The sequence below is a fragment of the Paenibacillus sp. PastF-3 genome (genome assembly GCF_029893135.1).
GTDB lineage: Bacteria > Bacillota > Bacilli > Paenibacillales > Paenibacillaceae > Paenibacillus_AQ > Paenibacillus_AQ nitricinens.
Window position 1 is genome coordinate 12,699 of the sequence record NZ_JARXWM010000029.1, and the last position, 21,740, is coordinate 34,438.

General features: G+C 42.8%; 18 protein-coding genes and 1 pseudogene. 4 read left to right on the forward strand and 15 right to left on the reverse strand.

Translation table 11 applies throughout. The features are described 5' to 3' along the window. Window positions 1–86 precede the first annotated feature (86 nt). The 5 genes from M2444_RS31770 to M2444_RS31790 all read right to left on the reverse strand — a co-directional run bounded on the left by M2444_RS31770 (window position 87) and on the right by M2444_RS31790 (window position 9,031). Window positions 87–3,959, reverse strand: a complete 3,873-nt coding sequence (locus M2444_RS31770; RefSeq protein WP_280788982.1) for a discoidin domain-containing protein — start codon at window positions 3,957–3,959, stop codon at window positions 87–89. A 366-nt stretch (window positions 3,960–4,325) separates the two neighbouring features. Beyond that, window positions 4,326–6,020: a methyl-accepting chemotaxis protein gene (locus M2444_RS31775; protein ID WP_280788983.1), complete on the reverse strand. Its 1,695-nt coding sequence runs from the start codon at window positions 6,018–6,020 to the stop codon at window positions 4,326–4,328. Between the two features lie 160 nt (window positions 6,021–6,180). After that, complete coding sequence (locus M2444_RS31780; RefSeq protein ID WP_094874559.1) at window positions 6,181–6,879, reverse strand: Crp/Fnr family transcriptional regulator; 699 nt, start codon at window positions 6,877–6,879, stop codon at window positions 6,181–6,183. Window positions 6,880–6,976: 97 nt separating this feature from the next. Further along, window positions 6,977–7,501: a hypothetical protein gene (locus M2444_RS31785; RefSeq protein WP_094875145.1), complete on the reverse strand. Its 525-nt coding sequence runs from the start codon at window positions 7,499–7,501 to the stop codon at window positions 6,977–6,979. A gap of 24 nt (window positions 7,502–7,525) precedes the next feature. Beyond that, complete coding sequence (locus M2444_RS31790; protein WP_280788984.1) at window positions 7,526–9,031, reverse strand: DUF4153 domain-containing protein; 1,506 nt, start codon at window positions 9,029–9,031, stop codon at window positions 7,526–7,528. 111 nt (window positions 9,032–9,142) lie between these two features. Between M2444_RS31790 and M2444_RS31795 the strand changes: the two genes are divergently transcribed. Further along, the gene (locus M2444_RS31795) at window positions 9,143–10,837 is read left to right on the forward strand and encodes an ABC transporter substrate-binding protein (protein ID WP_094874562.1); all 1,695 of its coding nucleotides are present in this window, start codon (window positions 9,143–9,145) and stop codon (window positions 10,835–10,837) included. A 28-nt stretch (window positions 10,838–10,865) separates the two neighbouring features. Here M2444_RS31795 and M2444_RS31800 read toward each other — a convergent pair whose 3' ends face one another. From M2444_RS31800 to M2444_RS31825, 6 genes are all read right to left on the reverse strand, one after another. Beyond that, window positions 10,866–11,336 (reverse strand): DinB family protein, encoded by a 471-nt coding sequence (locus M2444_RS31800; protein ID WP_280788985.1) that lies wholly within the window; start codon window positions 11,334–11,336, stop codon window positions 10,866–10,868. Window positions 11,337–11,350: 14 nt separating this feature from the next. Then, on the reverse strand, window positions 11,351–11,794 hold the full coding sequence (locus M2444_RS31805; protein WP_094874564.1) for a GNAT family N-acetyltransferase: 444 nt from the start codon (window positions 11,792–11,794) through the stop codon (window positions 11,351–11,353). A gap of 52 nt (window positions 11,795–11,846) precedes the next feature. After that, window positions 11,847–12,293 carry a hypothetical protein gene (locus M2444_RS31810; RefSeq protein WP_094874565.1) on the reverse strand — a complete coding sequence of 149 codons (447 nt, stop codon included), beginning with the start codon at window positions 12,291–12,293 and terminating at the stop codon, window positions 11,847–11,849. Next, window positions 12,286–13,515 (reverse strand): sensor histidine kinase, encoded by a 1,230-nt coding sequence (locus M2444_RS31815; protein WP_094874566.1) that lies wholly within the window; start codon window positions 13,513–13,515, stop codon window positions 12,286–12,288. The genes M2444_RS31810 and M2444_RS31815 overlap by 8 nt, the downstream gene beginning before the upstream one ends. A gap of 255 nt (window positions 13,516–13,770) precedes the next feature. Further along, entirely contained in the window at window positions 13,771–15,189 is a 1,419-nt protein-coding gene (locus tag M2444_RS31820) for an NAD-dependent malic enzyme (protein WP_076298432.1), read from the reverse strand. Between the two features lie 84 nt (window positions 15,190–15,273). Beyond that, window positions 15,274–15,774, reverse strand: coding sequence for a GNAT family N-acetyltransferase (locus M2444_RS31825; protein WP_094874567.1), 501 nt, complete (start codon window positions 15,772–15,774; stop codon window positions 15,274–15,276). A 224-nt stretch (window positions 15,775–15,998) separates the two neighbouring features. On the opposite strand from M2444_RS31825, the gene M2444_RS31830 reads away from it, so the two are divergent. After that, window positions 15,999–16,994: an acrylyl-CoA reductase family protein gene (locus M2444_RS31830; protein ID WP_280788986.1), complete on the forward strand. Its 996-nt coding sequence runs from the start codon at window positions 15,999–16,001 to the stop codon at window positions 16,992–16,994. A gap of 318 nt (window positions 16,995–17,312) precedes the next feature. On the opposite strand, the pseudogene M2444_RS31835 reads toward M2444_RS31830, so the two are convergent. Beyond that, window positions 17,313–17,900: pseudogene (locus M2444_RS31835) on the reverse strand (cupin domain-containing protein); the annotation flags it as partial. 172 nt (window positions 17,901–18,072) lie between these two features. On the opposite strand from M2444_RS31835, the gene M2444_RS31840 reads away from it, so the two are divergent. Continuing rightward, window positions 18,073–18,930: an alpha/beta hydrolase gene (locus M2444_RS31840; protein ID WP_280788987.1), complete on the forward strand. Its 858-nt coding sequence runs from the start codon at window positions 18,073–18,075 to the stop codon at window positions 18,928–18,930. A 280-nt stretch (window positions 18,931–19,210) separates the two neighbouring features. Here the strand turns inward: M2444_RS31840 and M2444_RS31845 are convergent, their stop codons facing one another. Next, on the reverse strand, window positions 19,211–19,708 hold the full coding sequence (locus M2444_RS31845; RefSeq protein WP_280788988.1) for a hypothetical protein: 498 nt from the start codon (window positions 19,706–19,708) through the stop codon (window positions 19,211–19,213). 180 nt (window positions 19,709–19,888) lie between these two features. On the opposite strand from M2444_RS31845, the gene M2444_RS31850 reads away from it, so the two are divergent. Then, on the forward strand, window positions 19,889–20,158 hold the full coding sequence (locus M2444_RS31850; protein ID WP_280788989.1) for an excalibur calcium-binding domain-containing protein: 270 nt from the start codon (window positions 19,889–19,891) through the stop codon (window positions 20,156–20,158). A gap of 25 nt (window positions 20,159–20,183) precedes the next feature. On the opposite strand, the gene M2444_RS31855 is transcribed toward M2444_RS31850, so the two are convergent. Next, window positions 20,184–20,930: an ABC transporter permease gene (locus tag M2444_RS31855; RefSeq protein ID WP_280788990.1), complete on the reverse strand. Its 747-nt coding sequence runs from the start codon at window positions 20,928–20,930 to the stop codon at window positions 20,184–20,186. Continuing rightward, entirely contained in the window at window positions 20,927–21,676 is a 750-nt protein-coding gene (locus tag M2444_RS31860) for an ABC transporter ATP-binding protein (RefSeq protein WP_280788991.1), read from the reverse strand. Before M2444_RS31860 ends, M2444_RS31855 begins: the two co-directional genes overlap by 4 nt. Between the last annotated feature and the right edge of the window lie 64 nt (window positions 21,677–21,740).

Consider the following 21,740-nt stretch of genomic DNA (forward strand, 5'->3'; position numbering starts at 1 on the left):
GACCTCCCGTTCCTCTAACCTGAAACAGCCGCCTCCGCATTATAAGCGGAGACGGCTGTTCATTATTGGCATGGTATCAATGATTATTAAGGATTCACGTTAATCGTAAAAGTAGATGTATTATTCTTAATATTCGTTACCGTGTTCGTAATCTTCAGATTGTTGAAGGTTGCTGAGCCTCTGGCTGGACCTTGACCTGCCTCAGCTGCTTCATTCACCCAGATACCCACCCCGGATTTACTATCAAAAGCATCGCCGCTCTTCTGCGCACCGGTAATTGTAACATTATTAAAGATGGTATCTGTTACTGGGAATTGTGGAGTGGAACCTACATAGTTGGTCTGGAACATGATGCCATGATAGGTTGGATCAATGATATCCACATCATTGACTCGGATACCTTGGAACACCTTGGATGCCGAGAATACCCAGATCGCCGGGAAAGTCTGCGCGCCCCAGAAATGCCCACCTGCACGAACAATAGAAATATTCTCAAAATTCGTAGTAGGTGAAGCTCCGAACCCATTCATCGGATATCCAAAGTCTAACGAGCTGATCGTAATTCCAGAGTAGCAAAGTGTATCTGCAATATAAATGTTACGGAAGGTATTTGCGTATCCACCATAGACAGCTACACCAGCAGCACGCCAAGTCAAAATGGAAGTGAGGTTCTCATAGATATTGTCTTTCATATCTGCACCGCCGGAATCAATTGCCGAGAACAACGCAAAGCTATCATCACCTGTTGCCCGTGCTTCAATATTAGATACAAGGTTGTTCGTGCTTCCATTCGTCATATTAATGCCGTCCGCGAAGGTGTTACGGATACGCGAGTTTTTAATCACCATGTTATCCGTATTGGCACCCCAGTACATACATACCTGATGTTCAGTCCAGATGTTATCGATCGTAATGTTCGCCACATTGGAGAAATCAAATACTTTACCAGGACCGTCGATACGTGAAGTATAGTTCCCGAAATAAGCGAAATTTGCAAAGGTAGATCCATTTGCTGTATCACTGGCTCGGAATCCGACATCAGTATTCTCTTGGGTGGTTGGAGCTATAAATCTTGTATACCAAGGGCCAGCACCGATTACCTTCACTGCCTTGCCGTAGACCTGAAACTTGCTAGAGGTCTGATAGTTGCCGGCTGGCAAATACACCCCAACGAGATTTCCTGTGGTATCCATGCGTACTTTATCTAGCGCATTTTGGACATCCTGATGCGTAAAACCTGCAGGAACAGTATATTTAGCCGGATCTGGATTAGCAATCGGTGAAACCTGCTCTAGACTGATGAAGTCAATGGCGTATTGAGAAGTGTTCGCTGTATCTTTTTGTAACCGGATCGTACTTCCTGCCGGAATCGTGCTATCAAACATAATGTTTGCTTCATCATAAATATGCCGCGGTGAACCTGCGCTTGGCGAATTACCAGGACTTGTCTCAGAACCGTACAACCATGCATATTTAGAGGTTAAGTTAATTGCCTTGTTAAAGACACCATTCACATAGATGTTAAGCGTAGCATTTGTGCCATCACCACTCGCTGAATCAGGAATCGAGAAACGAGTAACCAGCGTGTTCGTGCTGGCTTTTGTCGTGAATTCAACATAGCTACCTGTGGTGTTCAGAGTAACTGCTCTTCTGCCTGAAGCCTCACCTGCCAGATCACCAATGGTCCGATTAGCTGAAAGCTTCACGGCCCCACCACCAATAACACCATCCTCAGCCTCATACATGTCGTAAGGCATATTCGCACCTCGACCGATGAATAGAGACTGCGTCTGAATATTATTAGCCCGTTTTACAGGCAGCTCATTAGCATCTACTGCAATTTCACTCTTCACAGTATATTTTCCATTTCCTGCTGTCCAATTGCCAAGAGCGACAGGCGCTGTGGTTACGCCACTTGCGATCACACCGCTATAGGTGCCTGTAAGAGTCTTAACTACCGCATTAGTTGTAGCATCTAAAACCGTCAGAGTTATGTTATGCGCCCCGCTCGCGGAAGCTGCTGTACCTTGATTCTTAATGGCAACTGAGAAGCTTACAACGTTGCCGGCTGCTGGATTTCCAGGTGTCCAGCTGACGGAGGAAGCCACCAGATCAGAACTGGATACAGGTGCAATAATAAGGGAAGTCGGGCTAGTGAAGCTATTATTTCCCTCATTTGATTCAATCACTGTATTATTCTCATCGACCTTTGCACTTAAGGAGTAGGTAGCTGCGTCTTTTGCGCCCATATTCAGAGACACATTCGTTGATGCACCAGCTGCTAACGCCCCCACGGGGCTAGTGCCTACAAGTGTTGTGCCCAAGTAAAAATTCACATTAGTTGCGGTAGAAGCAAGGGTGCCGATATTCTTAACTGTTGCGTTTAGAATAATGGCATCCGTCTCTACTGGAGCTGCTGGTGTCCATGTAAGAGCTGTGACCGTTAAATCTGGATTTGCAGATGGTGTACCCATCACTTGAAATTCAGCAATTTGTCCAGCACTTGAACCAGAGTTAGTGGTGATCTTCAGCTGCAATTCACTAGCCGTAGCCGTTACCGGAATCGTCACTGTATTGCCGGTTGCTGGGTTAAAGGTATACACGGTCGCAGGTACAAGGCTAGTAAAATCCGTTGTATTCTGATTATGCCCAAGTACTTGAATAGTCTGGGTACGTGTGGACCAAGCCGATGAAGGATTTAGCTTAAGGACAACTGATGTAACATCAGCATTACTGCCCAAATTAACCGTTAACGTATTCGGGTAACTTCCCCCTGCTCCCTCCCAATAAGTGGTTACATCACCGTCATTCGCATTGGTCTGCACAAAGGTAAAGACCGAGGAGGACGCTGTTATTCCTTTGTTCAACGCCAGATTAGAACCCGTCCCAGGCGTTGGGGTTGCTGTTGGTGTTGCCGTCGGTGTTGCTGTCGGCGTTGGCGTTGCTGTCGGTGTCGGTGTCGGTGTTGGTGTTGCTGTCGGTGCTGTGGTTGGTGTTGGTGTTGGTGCTGTTGTTGGGGCTGCTGTCGGTGCTGAAGATGGAGTAAGGATCAGGTTGTCCAGATTCACATTTCCAGTATCACCAGCATCATATTTATAAGTAATTGTGTTAGCGCCAGCATTCAAGGCCAGCGTTTCAATCTTTGTGGACCATGTGTTCCAGTTGGCTAGATTAATAAGCGAAATTTGCTTTATTTTCGTCCCATTTACATAAATGCTAATTGTTTTTGTGCTGCCTGAAGCATTTGCATATTTCAAAGCAGCATCATAGTTTCCAGCAGAGGCCACATTGACACTAAATGCAGTCGTCGCTCCTTGCGCTAGATAACCATCTACAAAACCGGTTCCGGTATAACCAGTATGGTCTGTATTAACTTTTGCTCCCCCGGATAAAGAGGCATTTTCTGCTTCATATCCTGTCGTTGGAAGTGTTGTAGTGCTGCCATAAATCTCAAATTCCGATAACTGGGCTGCTGACCATCCTGTATTTGCGGTGAACTCCAATTTAACATATCTGGCGCTTGCAGCCGTAAAGTTAATGGTTACAGTATTAGATCCGCTTGCAGGATTAAATGTATAATTGGCTGAGGTAGCTAAGGTAGTGTACGTTGAGTCATCTGAGCTCCCTTGCACCGACAAGGTTTGGGTTCTTGCTTCCCAGTTCGTCGGTAGTTTTAGAACGACCTGATTGACGCTGTTTACGTCACCTAAGTCCACTTTAATCCATTGCGGGAATGCGTTGCTTGCACTTTCCCAATACGTTCCTTGGTTTCCATCATTAGCATTAGCTGCTACGTATACATCACCAAATGAGCTTGAAGTAATCGTCTTCCCTTGGGCTAAATTCCCCGCCGCTAAACTCACCGAGGGATATAACGCTAATTGACCTACAAATAAAATGACAATTAAAAAATACATCACTGCTGACTTACCCATAAATTTTTTAGAAGCTGCTATCATTAGAGAACCACCTCCCAAAGATTTTGTGAAGCTATGCAGCTATTAAGAATACGCTTTCAAAATAGTATTGTTATAGACATTCGCCTCCTAAAACTGATCTGATAGTGTTCCGACGAAACTTAACAATCACTCTCTATTATTAGCTGACAGTCATCCTCCTGTATCCTTGACTCTCACTTTAACAAGTCTCTGAGATGTATCAAGTGATTGACCATAACTAACTAATAATGGTAATAATATAAGTTATAGGTAGATATCCGTCGATGGCGATTTCTATGCTTTCTATGTGGGATATTACGTTCAACAAAACAAAAGCCTCAGAGAAAACAGCAGGGATGAAATCCCTTAGCTCTCTGAAGCTTCGTGTTATACATTAAATCTAGCTACCAAACCCTGCAGTCCACGCGCCATCGTACTTAAATTATTTGCTGAAGAAGCAATTTGTTCGACCGAAGCCATTTGCTCTTGCGAGGCTGCTGATACATGCTGTGTACTCGCTGCAGTTGTTTCTGAGATCTGCGTGACGCTGCGAATCGATTCCACGATCTCATCCGATGCCGCCGTAATCTCCTCCACCGCACCAGATACGTCCTGAACCTGTTCAGCTAGTGAATCTATAGATACGCGAATCTCACTAAAGGAACGACCCGCTTCCTCAATAATTTCCGTACCTCCCTTTACTTCACTCATACTGCTCCTCATGACTTTCATGGCATCATCTGCTTCACTTTGAATCCCACTCGCCATTTCTGCAATTTGATTGGCGGATTCTGCGGATTGCTCCGCAAGCTTTCGAACCTGGTCAGCAACTACAGCGAAACCTCTACCCTGCTCACCAGCGCGCGCCGCCTCAATGGTCGCGTTTAAGGCCAGCATATTCGTCTGCGATGCGATTCCTTTTATGACGCCTACAATAGTGCTGATCTGCTGAGATCGATTCACAAAGCCTTGGACTTGCTGGGATAAGGACTGAATGGAACAATTAATCGATTCCATCTGCTGTCCTGCAGCCTGAATGGATTCATCTCCAGCGATGGCAAACGCTGCGGAACGATGGGAGGCTTCGGATATATCCTGCACGCTGGCAGCAATTTGTCCGATTCCTAGCGATATTTCCGAGATTGTAATCGTATTAGTCTGTAAATCATTCATCTGTTTAGCGGTTCCCGAGGCCACTTCACCCATAATATCCGATATTCGTTCTGTAGCACCTGCCGTCACTCCACTATCTGAAGTAAGCTTAGAAGAGGAATCTGCTAAACGATTGGCTGATAGCTTGACCTGTTCAATCATCGTGCTCAGATTATCTGTCATTTTATTAAAATTAGAAGCCAGCTCACCAATCTCATCCTTAGAACGGACGCTCAGCTTACGAGTAAGATCGGCATCCCCATCGGCAATCTCCTTTAGCTGTGTGTTCACATCACGAAGCGGTTTAATAATTCTCCCAGAGATTAAGAGGGCAAGGATGACGGCGAGAATGACTGACAAACCGGTCACACCCAGGCTAGTAATCAAGGCGTTGTTGCGATGCGAATCTGCTTGACTCTGCCCATTCTGAATTTCCTCTATGAGCATATTCTGAAACACAATCTGAGATTCGACCATAGCATCTAGAGATAGATTCGTGAACTTCTTCTGCGCTTCAGGGAAATTACCCTCCTTGGCTAAGGCAAACGCTTCCTCCAATACTAGTAAATAATCATTCCATTTAGTCTTTAGTTCTGTTACACCTGTTAGTTCAGCTTCGCTTAATTTCGCACTCTCCAGCGCTGTAATCGCATTCTCAATCAATGGAAGCATTTCTTCATACTGAGACAAATAGGACTTTCGTTCCTCCTCTGTGTTGCTCATCACATAACGGGCACCCAGTTCGTCTGCTGTACGAATCTTATCCGTTAAGTCTTGAACTAATGATAGCTTGTCCCAGTTATGATTGACCTGATCTGTCAGTAAGGTAACCTTACCTTGAAACAAAGTGTTTCCGGCTATAGCGACTAAAAAGACTACAATTACCGCAGCAAAGCCTAGGACTATTTTTCCACGAATACTTTTCGTCATCGTATTTCCTCATCTCTATGTATGTATATCTACTTGGTACTTTTATCCTACTATCATTTTCTTAAGGCACTCTGAATTTGAACTGAATATTTGCTTAAAAAAACAAAAAGACCCCTACTTCCGGCCCAGGCAGGAACTAATGGTCTTCAGAGATCTTTTTTTATTCGTATAAATTTCCATTTGCCAGCTCAGCGAGCTTGGATTCATCAAGCACACTTAAGCGTCCTCGATTTCTTGTAATAATTCCTTCATCAATAAAACGACGTACGATTCGATTCAAATGCCGATAGCTTGTACCAAGCAGTTCTGCTGTTTCTATAAGGCTGGAGGTTCTAATCTCCTCCACTCGTCGGTCTCCGTTTTTATCAGCGAATAAAGACATCAAATAACTGGCAAAGCGATTCTCCACCGGATACAACAGGTTAAGTGCGGAGGCTTGGCCGAGCGTATGCAATTTATGACTAAGTTCTCCTACTAGAAAACGGAGCAACGCTGTATTTTCCTCAAGCTCTCTCAGCAGTAATCTTCTCCCCGCAAAAAGAATCAAGCTCTCACCCACAGACTCCACTTGATTCTTAACAGGAAAGCGATGAAGCAGCTCCACATCCCCTATGACTGATATAGGATTTGTAAACCGCACCAGCATAGACTTGCCGTTTGGCAGCAGCGTCTGAATTTTGAGCTTGCCCTCGACTAATATGAACATTCCATCCAATTGATCTCCAACCAAACATAGCTTTTCTTCATCCGTATAACGTCTCAATTCCATTTTGTAAGTTACTAGCGGACTAAATATTCCATCCAGACCGTTCTTCACTGCCAAGGCACGGACTGCCTCACGGTCATTTATCGTCTGCATGTTGTGCCCCCTCAAGTGTTTGCTCAAATAAGTGTAATTTAGAATACCCCACAAAAAAAGGACATATGTCCTTTTTAAAGATATATCCTAAAACACCTCACATCACAACAGAGTCCACACTATATCGGATCATATTCACTTTGTGATCTTGTAACCAAAATTCTAAACTCCGATAATTGATTTTATCCACATACCCGATAATATCAGCCCCTTGTTCCCCTCTTTTATAATAAGAAGAGCCGTAAGCTTCAATCACAGCATCAGCAGAAGATCCCACATGAATCCCTCTGCTAGTGCTCATCTTCTGATCGGAATAGACGCTGATTAGAATGATTTGGTGATCACCACGCGCAGTAGCTACTGTTGTCTCGTTATCCAAATTATAATATTGATACCGTTCAATGTCATCACGTGGTTTAGGCACCTGATTGAGTGATTCGAGGCTCTGAAGCAGCTGAATATCTCCCAGTCGCTCCTGTTCTAGATTACTGCTGGATACACGAGAGTAATGACTTTGCCTTGGTGCATTATATAAATAGATATGATAAATCCCATAACTTAAACCTACCACAATAAAAATGATAATAAATGACCAACCTTTACTAAATGGCTTCTTCCTCATTGTCCTCACACCTTTTTCTAACCTTTACTGTGCAAAATATTTCTCCAGCTCGCGCTGTGCCCGATATTCTGGAAAATTAAAAGACTGCCAATTGCGCTCTCGTTGTGCTCCGTTCCACCATTCGTTTTTCAAAAATTGATCCAGCATCCCGTCTTCCTTCCGGCTGAACTTAATCAGAGAAGGGATGACCTCCGGTGATAGACCGACCAAATAATCTGCGTCCAGCTTACCACTTACCTCATAACGCTCCATATTCTTATTAGCAATAATGACATCCATCCCGATATAGTTCATTACCACATAAGAGGCCAGACCTAGCACAATATAACATTTAGCCAGCGGCAAACGTGGAACGGCTATCCGCACAGCGGCAAGAATCAACAGCAATCCCATAAAAATCATAAATGCATGAACCAGGAATCGAATCGTAGTATAACCATACGCCTCTTCATACAGCGTTAATCTACTAAAAGCGGAAAACAACATGACTGTGGAACAGCCGACCAAGATATACAGCAGAATATTAATGACTTTTTGGAGCAGCCCGCCCCGCTTTTCTTCCGATCCCACAGCCAGTAATAAAATCACAAAATTAATCGTGGTCACCATCATTAGTTCGAAAAATCCACTGCGAGCGTAATCAGCATAGGAACTCCCCTCTGGCACCATCCCTTCCCAAGCTCCAAACAAGTAAGAAAATTGGACGATTACGAACAGTACATATACCGTGTTAATAGCTATAAGAATTGTCGTCATAATTACTGGATCAATCTTAAAGGCGACAGGTGCCAGCGCAGGACCATACTCCTTTGGCTGCACATTCCAGTCATAGATCTTCGAGTCCACAAAACCCCACACTAAACCGAAAAAACCCATACCCAACAGCAGTATCCACAGCGTCCGCACAATAATTTCACCAAATGAAATTCGATCCAGCATATTTGGCAGCCAAATGAGCACATGATGAAACACACCATCGGCCGAGGCCAGCAGAGTAATCACAACAAGCAATATCGGTAAAGAGATCGCAAGTCCTGTGAACACTTTCCCCAGCACTTGCTTGCGTTCATCCTTCACCTTACTATCACTGTTACTTTTAATGTCCTTGAACACCGTACCCCAGTGACGAAAATTCTGTGGAAGCAAATGCTCGAGCGTATCCCAAAGTATTTTGAACTGACTCCAAGAGGGGCGTTTATCACTTAGTAAATAAGTCATATGTAATAAAATGAGCACTGGAATTACTAAAAGGTTGAGCCCAAAGTAGAATAGATTATGAAATAACACATAGGTCAACGAGAGTAGGAAAATCGCTCCGAACCAGAAGTAACTTATTTTAGTGAGTTTACGCAGCTTAGCCTTAGCGTAATAAAGCATATACGCATAAAATAGACACACAAAGATAGGATAAGAAACACCCGGCAAATTTCCATAGAACAACAACTGATGAACAATCGCCAGAAAGAAGGCAACAATTAAAGCGGCAAGTGATCGATTAAGATTAGGCTTAAGCTCCGTTTCATCGGTCATGGTAAACACCCCCATATTTTTACTTTCTTATCCTTATTTTAAATGATAAAATAAGAAAAAAAAGAGAAAGAATTTTTTAATAATTTCCTATTTTACGAAGGGATCTAAACCATGAAGCTGCATAGCCAATATTTAAAACTACACTCTCAGTTTGGGGGAGCGACAGAAATCTCAGTTACGATGGATGAACTAGCATTGACCTTCGGATGTACACATCGTAATGCCATGCACATTGTAAATAAAATGATACAGCTCGAATGGGTGCAATGGATACCAAAGCGTGGGCGCGGAAGTCGTTCTTTGTTACAATTCCTTGTCCCTTCTGAAGAAATTGCACTTCAATCTATGATGCAGGCCATCAGCCGTAAAGATGTTCACAAAGCCATTGAAGGCATCAAAACCCATGCCAGCTCTTCCTCGCTGCAGGATACCTTACAAGGTTGGCTGCTGACCTATTTTGGTCATCATTCCGAAATCCGTAGTGACAAACAGATTGATACCTTGCGGCTTCCCATCACCCAGCAGCTACATACCTTCGACCCGCTTCATATGAATCTATTGGCAGAGTCCTTTGTTTCCAGTCATGTCTTCGACGGATTAGTGAGACGCAGCGGAGAGCGGGATAAGATTGTACCAAGTCTTGCTCATGCCTGGGAAGTGGATGAGAGCCGTACGATTTGGACTTTTTTTCTACGCAAAGAAGTGTTGTTCCATCATGGAAAAGTACTGACTGCAAAAGATGTAGTCTATTCCTTGGGACGGCTGATGCAAACCTCAAAGCGGACACTCTATAGTTATATTTTCAAAGAAATCCAGCAAGTTACCGCGCTAAATCCATCCACCGTTCAAATTACGCTTAAACAGCCCAATGAGCTATTTCTCCCTTTCTTGTGTACGAGTAGAGCGGCAATTGTTCCGCGTGATTTAGAAGGCATGGACGAACCTAGTTTTGGCCGTAGACCGGTGGGGACAGGACCATTTAAGGTTGTGGACATGAATGAGGACACTTGTGTACTGGAGGTTTTTCCTTATTACTTTCAAGGACGAGCTCATTTAGATCGAGTCGAAATAATGTATGTTCCGTGGGATACTGAGTCTGGTTCCTCCGATACTAGCTCAGCTTTTCATGTGATTCAGAATCCTTCATCCACCAATTCTTCTTCTTGGAGCCGGATTCATTCAGAGTCCTACATTCGTAAATTTGTTACCTGCAACACGCAAAAAAAAGGACCGCTTAGCGACCCCCTTCTTCGGGCAAAGATCGTATCCTGTTTAAAAGATGATTCAGTGTCTGTATCGCATAAGTCGATGGAAGACCATGAGGTCACCTTGCAAATAACTACCATTCCGCAATATGCTAACGATGCTGATTGTATTGCTACTAAACTAGAGCATCAAGGTTATCCCTGTACGGTTGTTTCCGTGTCTCCAGAAGAGTTTAAAGGCCCGGTTCGGCTGGAATCTGACCTGATTGTTTTCTCTTTATTTCGTGATGAGGATGAACAGCTTCGTTTATTTGATTTATACCTCACGCTCTCTCAACATATAGAACCACATACCCGTGCAGATATTGAAGGCTGGCTCTATACCATTGCAAGAGAACCCAATCCTGAAGCTAGATCTGAGAGCTTTAGGATTATCGAGAACCGTCTTCTTGAGGAGCATCATCTACACATCTTGTATGAAAAACCCACCCAAACTGCTTATCTCCCCTCTGTCCGAGGCGTAAGCTTTAATAGTCAGGGCTGGGTTGATCTTCGACATGTATGGTTCCCGCCGCTGCTCTCCAGCGGCAGCACTACATGATATACGCCATATTCCTTTAATTCCCGAATCATCGGAGCCCTTTTCCAATCAAATTAGCAGAAATTGGCTCCCTCCCGATTTCTCTTGCCCAGACGGACAACTGTCCGACATGATGAATCTCATGAGCGATCACATGACGCATCACTTCACCCCAAGTATCAGTCACGACCCGGCCATCCGCCAAGTGATCCTCAAAAATATTTTGCTGCAAGCCCGCATGCCAAGAAAGTACAAAGGGTTCTACATCGGCCCGAAATTTCGCATCCAGTTCTCTTACCTGCTGCAAAGACTTGTAATGCTCGAATTCCTCCTGAAAATCCGGTTTACCTTGCAATACTTGAATCCAGCTCCACTCTACATCAACAATGTGAAAGAGAGTCTTCAATATGCTGCCTACGCCACCCGTACGTGCCCCAAGTAGCTCTTCCTCAGAAATACTCTCACACCACTCGTACCATTGTTCACGAACCATCCAGTTATATTTAAAGAATGTTTGCAAATCAAGACCTCCTTTTAATGAGAGCTTAGATGTTTCCGGTAACCTTCCACCTTCTCATCTCTATATCCTAACGACTCATAAAAAATATGCGCTTCCTTACGCTTCTCTCCAGAAACTAAAATGATATAGAAACAATCTTTCCCACGGGCCATTTCTTCAATGGCGATCATCAATTTTTTACCAACACCTTGACGACGAGCCCGCGAGGAAACGACCACATTTTCAATCACCATAAACGGTTTACAATCCCCTATTAGGTCATGACAGAGAATCCCCATCACAGACCCCATCAACTCCCCATCCACAAAAGCGCCCAACAATATGTATCGATGATCTGCCTTAATCACTTTAAATACTTCTTCGAATTTGTTATGATCCGATGGTTGATCCATCAGCTCCTGATATAAATCACCAAGTTCATGAAGAGACTCCACTTCTATTTCTTTAATAACGACCATGAATGTTCAACCTGCTTTCTTTAATTCAAGAAATTTTTTCATATATGCTCCACTATTTACGAACCTTCAGTTCAAATTCATCCTTCTGCCCATCCCACTCTACAACAACCCTAATAATCGAGTCCTCGTGTTCAAACGCCCCGCTTCCAGCTCTTTCGGACTTCAACTCACTTTTTCTTACTCCCTTAACATCTTCTAAGGTTTTACTTCCTCCACCTGATGTTCCCTTGAAGCTATATTTAAAAGAACTGATCTTATCGAGATCGGTAAGTTCACCTTTATACTTAAGCTCGAAGGTTGAATCAAACCAGGTTTCATACTCTGACCTTACGCCCTTTTTATCGATGAACTTCTCAGTCGCCTTTTGAACATATTCTGCCGACCAAACGTCTCCTTCACCTGAGAAGGTATAATTATGCTTATAGGTAGTTGTATTGCAGGCAGCAAGAAGAACTATGATTATTCCAGACAGCATCAGTGCGGATAGCTTCTTAATCATTAAAGATCCCTCCCGGTTCTGATAAAAAGCGAATTGTAACGGTTGTCCCCTTACCTTTAGAGCTATTATAATAAATTTCCCCGCCATATTTTTCTACAATATTAAAGCAAATCATTAATCCTAAACCGGTTCCATTACTTTTTAAGGAATAAAAAGGTGTGCCCAGCGACTTAACCTCAGCCTCGGACATCCCACTACCTTCATCTGTGATCATGATCTCGATAAAATTATTATTTCTATTTGCTATGACGGAGACTGATTTCCCTACATCCGAGGCTTCCAGCGCATTTTTTATAATATTAATGAGTAACTGCTTAAACTCAATTTTATTAATGGAAATATAACAGCCTTCCTCTACCTTTATATCGATTTGGTTATCAGATAACATGGCATAGGAATGAAGCAGACCCGTAACACTTTGAAGGACATCCTTCACATCTACTTTCTCTAGTCTTTGATCTCCATTTGGTTTGGATAGGGTTAGAAATTGAGAGATAATCTGTTCTACTGTGTTTAATTCATCAATCATTAAGTTGAATTTACTTTTTTTAGAACCATCAAATGAATCGTCCTCTTTGAACAATTGCAAAAAACCTCTAACCACGGTTATTGGATTTCGAATTTCATGTGCAACAGCAGCTGTTAATTGTCCTACCATCTTTAACCGCTCGGATTGCTGTAATTGTTCATAATACAGTTGCTGCTTTTTCATCCGTTTAAATGATAAATGGAAAATGAAAAATAATAATGCTTGAACAGCTATTATATTTATAATGTTGCCAATAATGTCATGATGTAAATAAGTATATAATTCACCTTTGTCAATAAAAATGACATAACTAAAAGTAATTACCATCAATATTCCATTTATAATAAAGGAAAAGTAAAACAATTTTAAATCGAAAAATAGAATAGAAAGTGCAGGAATAAGGCAAATCAAAATATAGGTGGTCCAAGTTTGTGGATATAAAAAGAAAAGCGTATAGAAGTAAGCAAATCCAAAAAGAATGATGATCTTTCTAAAAGTATATGTCTCATACTTAGGATAGATCCATAAACTAATGGATAGAATCATCACGCACAAAAAATGTACAATGTATCCAAAATTAATTCCATTCAACTCTGTTGTAGACAGTATTAATCCAGATATCATAAGGGTAATGTTTAATAACATTACAATGTAATAGATTTTTCGATTCACCTGACTGTAAAACTCTTTCATGAATTCACCACTTCTATATTAATTTAACCCTTTTTTAAATACTACCCTCTCTAGAGGCAAAATTTAAGGGCACCCAATTGGATGCCCTTTCTACATCTCATACATTATTGTAATTATATCAGCCACTTTACTAAAATGGGAATAAATACTTTTAGCCCTAATTATGATACGCCACAACCTCTCAGTTATGTGTCAATCTATAAAAAAATAGACTGCTCTCTCACTAAGCAAAGCAGTCCATTTATAGTATCGCTTTTATTCCATATCCTTATCAATATCCTTAGGGATCCGGCGGGCTACATCCGTTGCAATAGCTGCATGGATCACTGCCAGACGCACTAACTCTACCACTTTTTCGTTAAAAATACTTGGGATTACATATTGCTCATTAACCTCATCCGGATGAACGACTGAAGCAATCGCTTTTGCCGCGGCTAGCTTCATTTCAAGGTTCACTGTTTTTGCTCTGCAATCCAGGGCGCCACGGAAGATCCCCGGAAAACACAGCACATTGTTGATCTGATTCGGATAGTCACTTCTACCTGTCGCTAATACGCGAACAAAAGGCTCGGCCAATTCTGGTTCAATCTCCGGTGTCGGATTAGCCATTGCAAACACAATGTTATCGCTGGCCATACTCTTGAGATGATCGACCGATAGAATCCCGCCACGCGACACCCCAATAAAGACATCTGCTCCCTGCATAACCTCCGTCAGTCCGCCTTCAATACCTTCCGGGTTAGTTGCATCAGCAAGCTTCCGCCATTCCTGATTATCATACTGAAGATCTTTTCTAAGAACACCTTCACGATCTACCGCGTAGATTTTGCGAGCACCTGCCGCCAGAAGCATATTACAGATGGACACACCAGCCGCACCTATACCCACAACGACAATTCGAACATCTTCGATAGATTTATTTACTACTTTAAGCGCATTCAAAAGACCTGCCAAAACTACAACAGATGTACCGTGCTGATCATCATGAAATACCGGAATATCCAGCTCTTCGGCAAGCCGACGTTCAATCTCGAAACAACGCGGAGAACTGATATCTTCTAAGTTGATACCCCCAAATCCAGGAGATACTGCTTTAACGATATTAATGATTTCATCTGAATCTTTAGTATTTAAGCAGAGTGGAAAAGCATCGATGTTCGCCAATTGCTTAAACAGCATAGCCTTACCTTCCATAACAGGCATAGCCGCCTCCGGTCCGATATCTCCTAGTCCAAGTACAGCCGTTCCGTCTGTAACAACGGCTACAGTATTCCGCTTCATCGTCAACGAATAGGCTTTGTTTGGATCTTCGGCAATCGCCGTACACACTCGGGCAACTCCCGGAGTATACACCAGCGATAAATCCTCCCGATTTTTGATAGGCATTTTTGGTGTGATTTCAATTTTTCCGCCAAGATGAGCAAGAAAAGTTCGATCTGATACATTAATTACTTTGACTCCTGGCATCTTCGATAGTATAGACATCATTTCTCCATTCGAGGCATCTTGCACGTTTATTGTTATATCTCGAGTTGTTACATCCTTACCTGCACGAATCACGTCAATAGCGACGATATCTCCACCTGCAGTGGCAATTCCTGAAGCAACATCACCAAAAGAAGCAACCGATTTCCGAATTTCGAGCCTGACAATCATCGTTGTTGCAATAGCCATGAATTAGCCTCTCTTTCTTCAACCCTAAGATTTCAAATACACTATACTATACCATTTAAACAAACTTTCTTCCTATTGAATAGATCACCTTAGTATTTTTCTTAATATAGTATTTCCTTCGGCACCAGGACCAAATACATCAGGGATCGTAGCAACGGGCACAAAGCCATTTTTACCGTAAAAAGCAATCACATCAAAATCTTCTGCATAGGTCAGCATAAGTAAACAGTAAGCTCCTCTACTCTTAACAACCTTTTCTACATGCTGAAGTAAAATACCTCCTATTCCTTTTCTACGATGTTCTTTACTTACTCCAATGTCTAAAACTTCAGCTCTTGCGCCAAGCGCGGGAATACCAATCGGTGCCTCCTCATGCAGAACGGCAACAATACCAAAAGCATCGCATTGTGCATTCTCATGATAGGCATAAAACAACGCCCCTCGCTGAAAATGTGATTGTATGCGACGTCTCAACCACTGCTCATGGTTACGATTGTTTCTATCCAGATGGATATGTTCAACCTCTGCTAAGAGATCCAAGTACGGCTCGATCTCATGTTCACGAATTAATTTTATAATAGACATTCAACAATTCTCCCTCAAAAACAAGTTATGTATCAGCAGTCTGAACTTAACATGTCCACTGCACAAATAACATGGAGAGTTTGATTATAATGTTGCAATACACATTTAAAAAGTCCTTCACGGAGTCTCACTTGCGTTATATCATAGACAATGACAAGTTAATTGGGCAGAATAAATATTATATAAATGCCTCACCTATAACGTAGTTGAAGGAGCTTACACTTATGACAGAATCATTTCAAGCCTTGGTTGTCGACAAAACAGATTCATCGTTCTCCGTCGCTGTTAATCCAGTTACCTTAGACGATTTACCCGCTGGAGAAGTCTTAATAAAGGTTGCATACTCCAGTGTGAACTATAAAGACGGATTAGCCAGTATCCCTAACGGGAAAATTGTAAGATCATACCCTTTTATTCCAGGCATCGACTTATCCGGTACTGTGATGTCTTCTACAGACGAGCGGTTTCATGAAGGACAGCAAGTTATCGCTACAGGGTATGGTATGGGTGTATCTCATTTTGGAGGATTTAGCGAATATACACGAATTCCTGCTGCTTGGATCACCCCAATTCCGGTAGGACTTACACTAAGAGAAGCTATGATTTATGGTACAGCTGGACTAACTGCAGCCTTGTCCATTCAAGCTCTGGAAGACAATGACTTAGCACCAGACAAAGGCAAAGTACTGGTAACGGGAGCGACCGGTGGTGTGGGTGGATCGGCTATCGCTATGCTTAGCACAAAAGGCTATAGCGTAGTGGCCAGCACTGGTAATAAAGAAGCTAACGAATATTTGAAAACTCTTGGCGCGGGAGAAGTCATTTCACGCGAAGATGTTACAGGCGGATCTAGCAAACCATTAGAGAAACAACTATGGCAAGGTGCCGTAGATTCCGTTGGTGGAAACTCACTTGCGTCGATTTTGAGTAAAATCTCCTACAGAGGTTCTGTTGCTGCAAGCGGCCTGACCGGTGGCACTTCTGTTCCAACTACTGTCCTTCCCTTTATTCTTCGGGGGGTTAACCTGCTCGGTATTGATTCCGTAGAGTGTCCTGCTGAGCTACGCGAAAAGGTGTGGGCCCGGATGGCGACTGATTTAAAGCCTGCACAGCTTGAGAACCTTGTAGATCGTGAAGTAACCTTAAATGAACTGCCACAAGCATTGGAAGATATTCTGCAAGGAAACACACGCGGCAGAGTGCTTGTCCGTTTATCTTAAACCCTAACAAGTAAACCTCCCGGGAGATTTAATCTCGGGAGGTTTTTGTAGTTACTCTTGATTATTTGAATATTGATAATTCGGCTGTTGTTGTACATAAGGCTGTTGGCGATAGTGCTGTTCATAGCCTTGAGTGTAGTATCCTTGCATTGGATAAGGCTGATACGTGAACGCTTGTGTAGCTTGGGGCATTTGTGAAGCTATAGGGATCGGTTGAGCTTGCATTTGAGCGTATGGTTGCATGTTTGGATGCATGTTCGGTTGCATGTTAGGTTTCATATTTGCATGCATATTCATACTTGGTGCCATATTTGGTTTCATATTCGGAGCCATATTTGGAGCCATATTACTTACTCCCTTTACTTTATCTTCCTCACAGCAGTCGGCAGGTGGGCCGATAAAGGTTCCAGGTTTAATAGGCGCTAAGGCTTCCTTTACCAAGGCTTCATTCAAACAGTAAGTATGAGCTAATACATTCGCAGGTGTTTTGCTCAGGATATCCGAGCCTAAGATTACCTCTGGAATAGGCGCATCAAAAATCGCAAGCAAATGTGTATTATCGACGGTTGCCACCTCATAATGCCACCAGCCTTGCGGCACGTTCGCCACTTGACCTGGACATATTGGGAAATGAAGAAGTTCATTTGTAAACGGATTGAGTATAGACACTACTGCTGACCCACAGATACAATAGACAAGCTCTGCCGCATTTTGATGATAATGAGGCTCTACCACATTCGATTTACTGAGGAAAATATCAAGGAGTGAAATATTCTCCAATGTGTTTAGTTGTTTAATCGACAGCATGTTAATGAAATTGTTGGCATCCTTTTTAAAGAGAGTATTAGTGTTCACATCGAAAGTAAATTGTGTATCAGGGGACGTATAATCCATGTATGAAGTCACTGTTTATTCCTACCCTTCTGTTCCCGTAAATTTTTGATTTCCTAGAACAACATATGCGTTAGCCTATGCCTAGGTGCCGGAGATTCAGTGACTCCAATAAAAATTCATCTTTCCCTGTTAAACGGGGCATCCTCTATAATGTTAAATTCTCACACTATACAGGAGGCAAAGTATGAAATCGATTCACACTAAAATAGTATTAGCGTTATGTATCTCTATCTTCACTATTATGGGGTTGCAGCCTTTGAATCAGCACTCCACGGTTGCGGCCGCTAACCACAAATCCTCTACCAAACAGACTCCATTAACCTTTGTTCTGATTCATGGGTCTTGGGCTACAGCAGGTTTTTGGGATGAAACAGCCGCCGAGCTTCGTAAGTTAGGGCATACCGTCTACACACCGGAATATGCGGGACATGGCGCGGATAAGAATAATAATGTAACACATGAGCAAATCACAAAGTCCGTTGTCGACTATATCAAACAAAAAGACTTGAAGGATTTTATTCTGCTTGGACATAGCTTTGGTGGATCAGTCATTCAAACAGTTTCCCAGCAAGTACCTGATCGGATCAAACGGATCGTGTTCTTTGATGCCTTCGCGCCGCTTGACGGGCAAAGTGTGGCAGATCAATTTCCTGCTGAGTCACTTAAATCCTTTGAACAGCTAAGAGACGCTTCCGGTAATAATACCATCACGCTCCCTTTCCCGCTTTTCCGGGATACCTTCGTCAACACTGCCAGTCTTGCAGAGGCACATGCCTTTTATAAACAAGCTCCGCCTGAACCAGCTACTCCACTATTTGAAAAGCTGGATCTCAAGAAATTCTACAGTCTCCAAATCCCTAAAAGTTATCTTTATCTGACGGAAGACACGGCTATCCCACAAGGCCCATATGGGTTTCACCCGACTCAGTCCAGTCATTTGGGCGTTTTCCGCTTCATCGAAGGCAAAGGTGATCATATGACCACTGTCCGAACCGAGCCAAAAATGATGGCGGAATTGATGGTTAAGGCAGGTAGAGACTAGAGACATTATGGTGAGCAAATTAGCGAAGCTATCGGACTCAGATGCAGCTATTCACCCAAAACTGCTCCAATAATGCGGAATTGAAGGGGAATAAGAGCTATACGGTCCGCAATGTTCGAGTGAAGAGATACTTTTTGAGTTGGCCGTCAGCGTACGCTGATTTCTTATGATGAGACATGCGTGCAGTTGATCGCTAGTGCTACAAATCTTATAAAAAAGAGCAAGCGTAAGGGAATCTTCCCTACTACGCTTGCTCTTTTTACAATTCTCCGCATGACATTTAAGGATTCGGCTTCACTCCGGTAATCACCCAGCTATTATGATCTTTAACAAGTGAGATCGTCAGTAGCATGGATGGTTCTGGACCATTTGAGGTTGCGGTATCTATACGCATTTCTATGACCTCTGAATTTGGGTTAATTACTGTTTCTTTAGTAACCTCGTACTTTGTAATCCACGGACTGGATACGCCCGTTACCCAATTCAGTTCAACAAACTGCGGATACATAACCTTTTTGAGCTCCTTGGAAAAGATCGAATATTGAATTGACGCATTCCGGTGCTGCAAACCGAACCCGTAGAGCTCAGCAGCTTGAAATGCAGAAGGCAATATAATTCGTTTAGACTCCGGGGCTGGCAAAGGCATGGCTGAGAGCAGCTTTCCATTAGACTGGATCACCGTTCCGTTGTTATCAGGCGCACCTATCGCGATTCCCGGCAGAAGCAACAGCCCTGCGATTAGGGTGGCTGCCAATTTCTTTGTTCTAATTAGAATCACCTCATAGAAAGCTTTTTCACCTCATGTAAATTGAATTCTAATTATTCCCCGTCGTCGCTGATAATTATGTATGTTAGGACTACCTGTCTAGATTTTTCATAATATACCCCCCTGTGCAATAAACTGGTAATATAAAAAGAGAGGTTATTTTAATAACTAAACTTTAGAGGAGATGTCCCCATGAAAAAATACTTAAGGCTCTGTCTATCGGCAGGTCTGCTGCTTGCTCTAGCCATCGGTACCGTAAGTACAGCAAGTGCTGAATCCAAGGTGAAAACCTATAAAAACTGTACAGAGCTAAACAAAGTTTACAAAGGTGGCGTCGCCATTTCCAGCTCAACCAAGAACAAAGGTGGAAAAACGAAATATAAACCTTTTGTATCTAAGGCGCTCTATGAAGCCAACAAAAAAAGCGACCGTGACAAAGACGGAATCGCTTGTGAGAAATAAGATTTACCCCTGACTCCTGCTCCATCTATTGTCTAAGCCGTTGATCAGGCGTGAAAAAGAGTCGGTAGCTCAGTACACTTAGCAGTATACTTGTTATGGCCGCAGAGGCGGTGAATGAGAACACAATCAGAATTTGATAGCGAACAGCGATTACTGGATCAGCGCCTGCTATAATCATACCCGTCATCATGCCTGGAAGCTGAACAAGTCCTACAGTCTTCATTCCGTCGATGGTAGGGATCATGCTGAATTTCACAGATCTTTTTCTAACTTCATGGATCGCTTGTGGAACCGTTGCACCGAGTGACAGCAGGGTCTCGATTTCCCCTTTGCTCTGCTGTATTTCGTGCTTGATATGGTTAATGAACAAACCGGAGACAACCATAGCGCTACCAATGGTCATGCCACTAATGGGAATGATATATTGCGGAGTTGCTTCAATAATATGTAAGCCGAGTAGAATCCCCATCATTAGGAGCTCCATAGTAGCGATCGCAAGTCCAATTCTCCAGACTAATCCATGCAGTCCTTTGCCTCTTTTCGCTGCATTCCATGCGGCTACACTTATCATGAAGATTATAATCAAAATGACATAGATCATCTGATCGGTTTTAAAAATAAATTGCAGTACATATCCGACCGCAAGCAGTTGAATCGCCGACCTTATCGTGCCTACAATAATATCTTTTTCTAGTCCGAGCTTTTGCCATACCGAGACCAACATCGTCCCTAACACAAACAGAAGCGTGAAACTCAGTGCAGTATAACTCATATGAATGACGCTCCTTCTAACGGTCGGATAAACCTTTTGGCTAAAGCTTCTGCAGATTCAGCAAAAAAAGATTCACTCAAGTGTTGTTCCAGCTTACCTTTCCCCATAAACCATGTGGTAGTGCTTATTCGGCTAGCCTGCTTCAGGTCATGGGTCACCCAAATCATTGAAGTCCCTTCTTCTTTATGCCACTGTTCTATTAAGTCCTCAACCCTTTGAGTGCTGTCAATGTCTAGTGATGCAGTAATTTCATCGAGCAGTAGCACATTAGGCCGCAATAGCAATGACCGAATCAAAGAAATCCGCTGTTTTTCACCACCTGAGCAATCCGCTGCTTTTTTACTTAGATCCAATTGTTCTAGCCCCAGTTGTTCCAATAGTCGTTGTGCAAGTTTAAGGTCATAAGGTCTGTCATGCAGCTTGCTGACGGTTTTCAGGTTATCCTCCACACTGCCAGGCAGCATAACCGCTTGTTGAGCCACAAACCCTATTTTCATTCTCCATAATCTAGAATCCATACTTTTGAATGAAGTGCCATTAACAAGCATATCCCCTTCATCCGGAGCTTCCAGCAGAGCCATTATTCTAAGTAGTGTGCTTTTACCTTGTCCCGAGGCACCAATCAGAGCAATTCGGTCCGATTCAGATATTTCAGCAGAGATGTCCGAGAATAGATATTTCGAAGCTTGTTCACTGCTTTTCCAGTTCAATTTTGCAAGTTTTTGAATTTCAAAAATACTGTTCAATGCCATACCTCCTATTGCCAAACGAAAAAATATCATACCATTTCGTATTATAGCATTTTAGCTG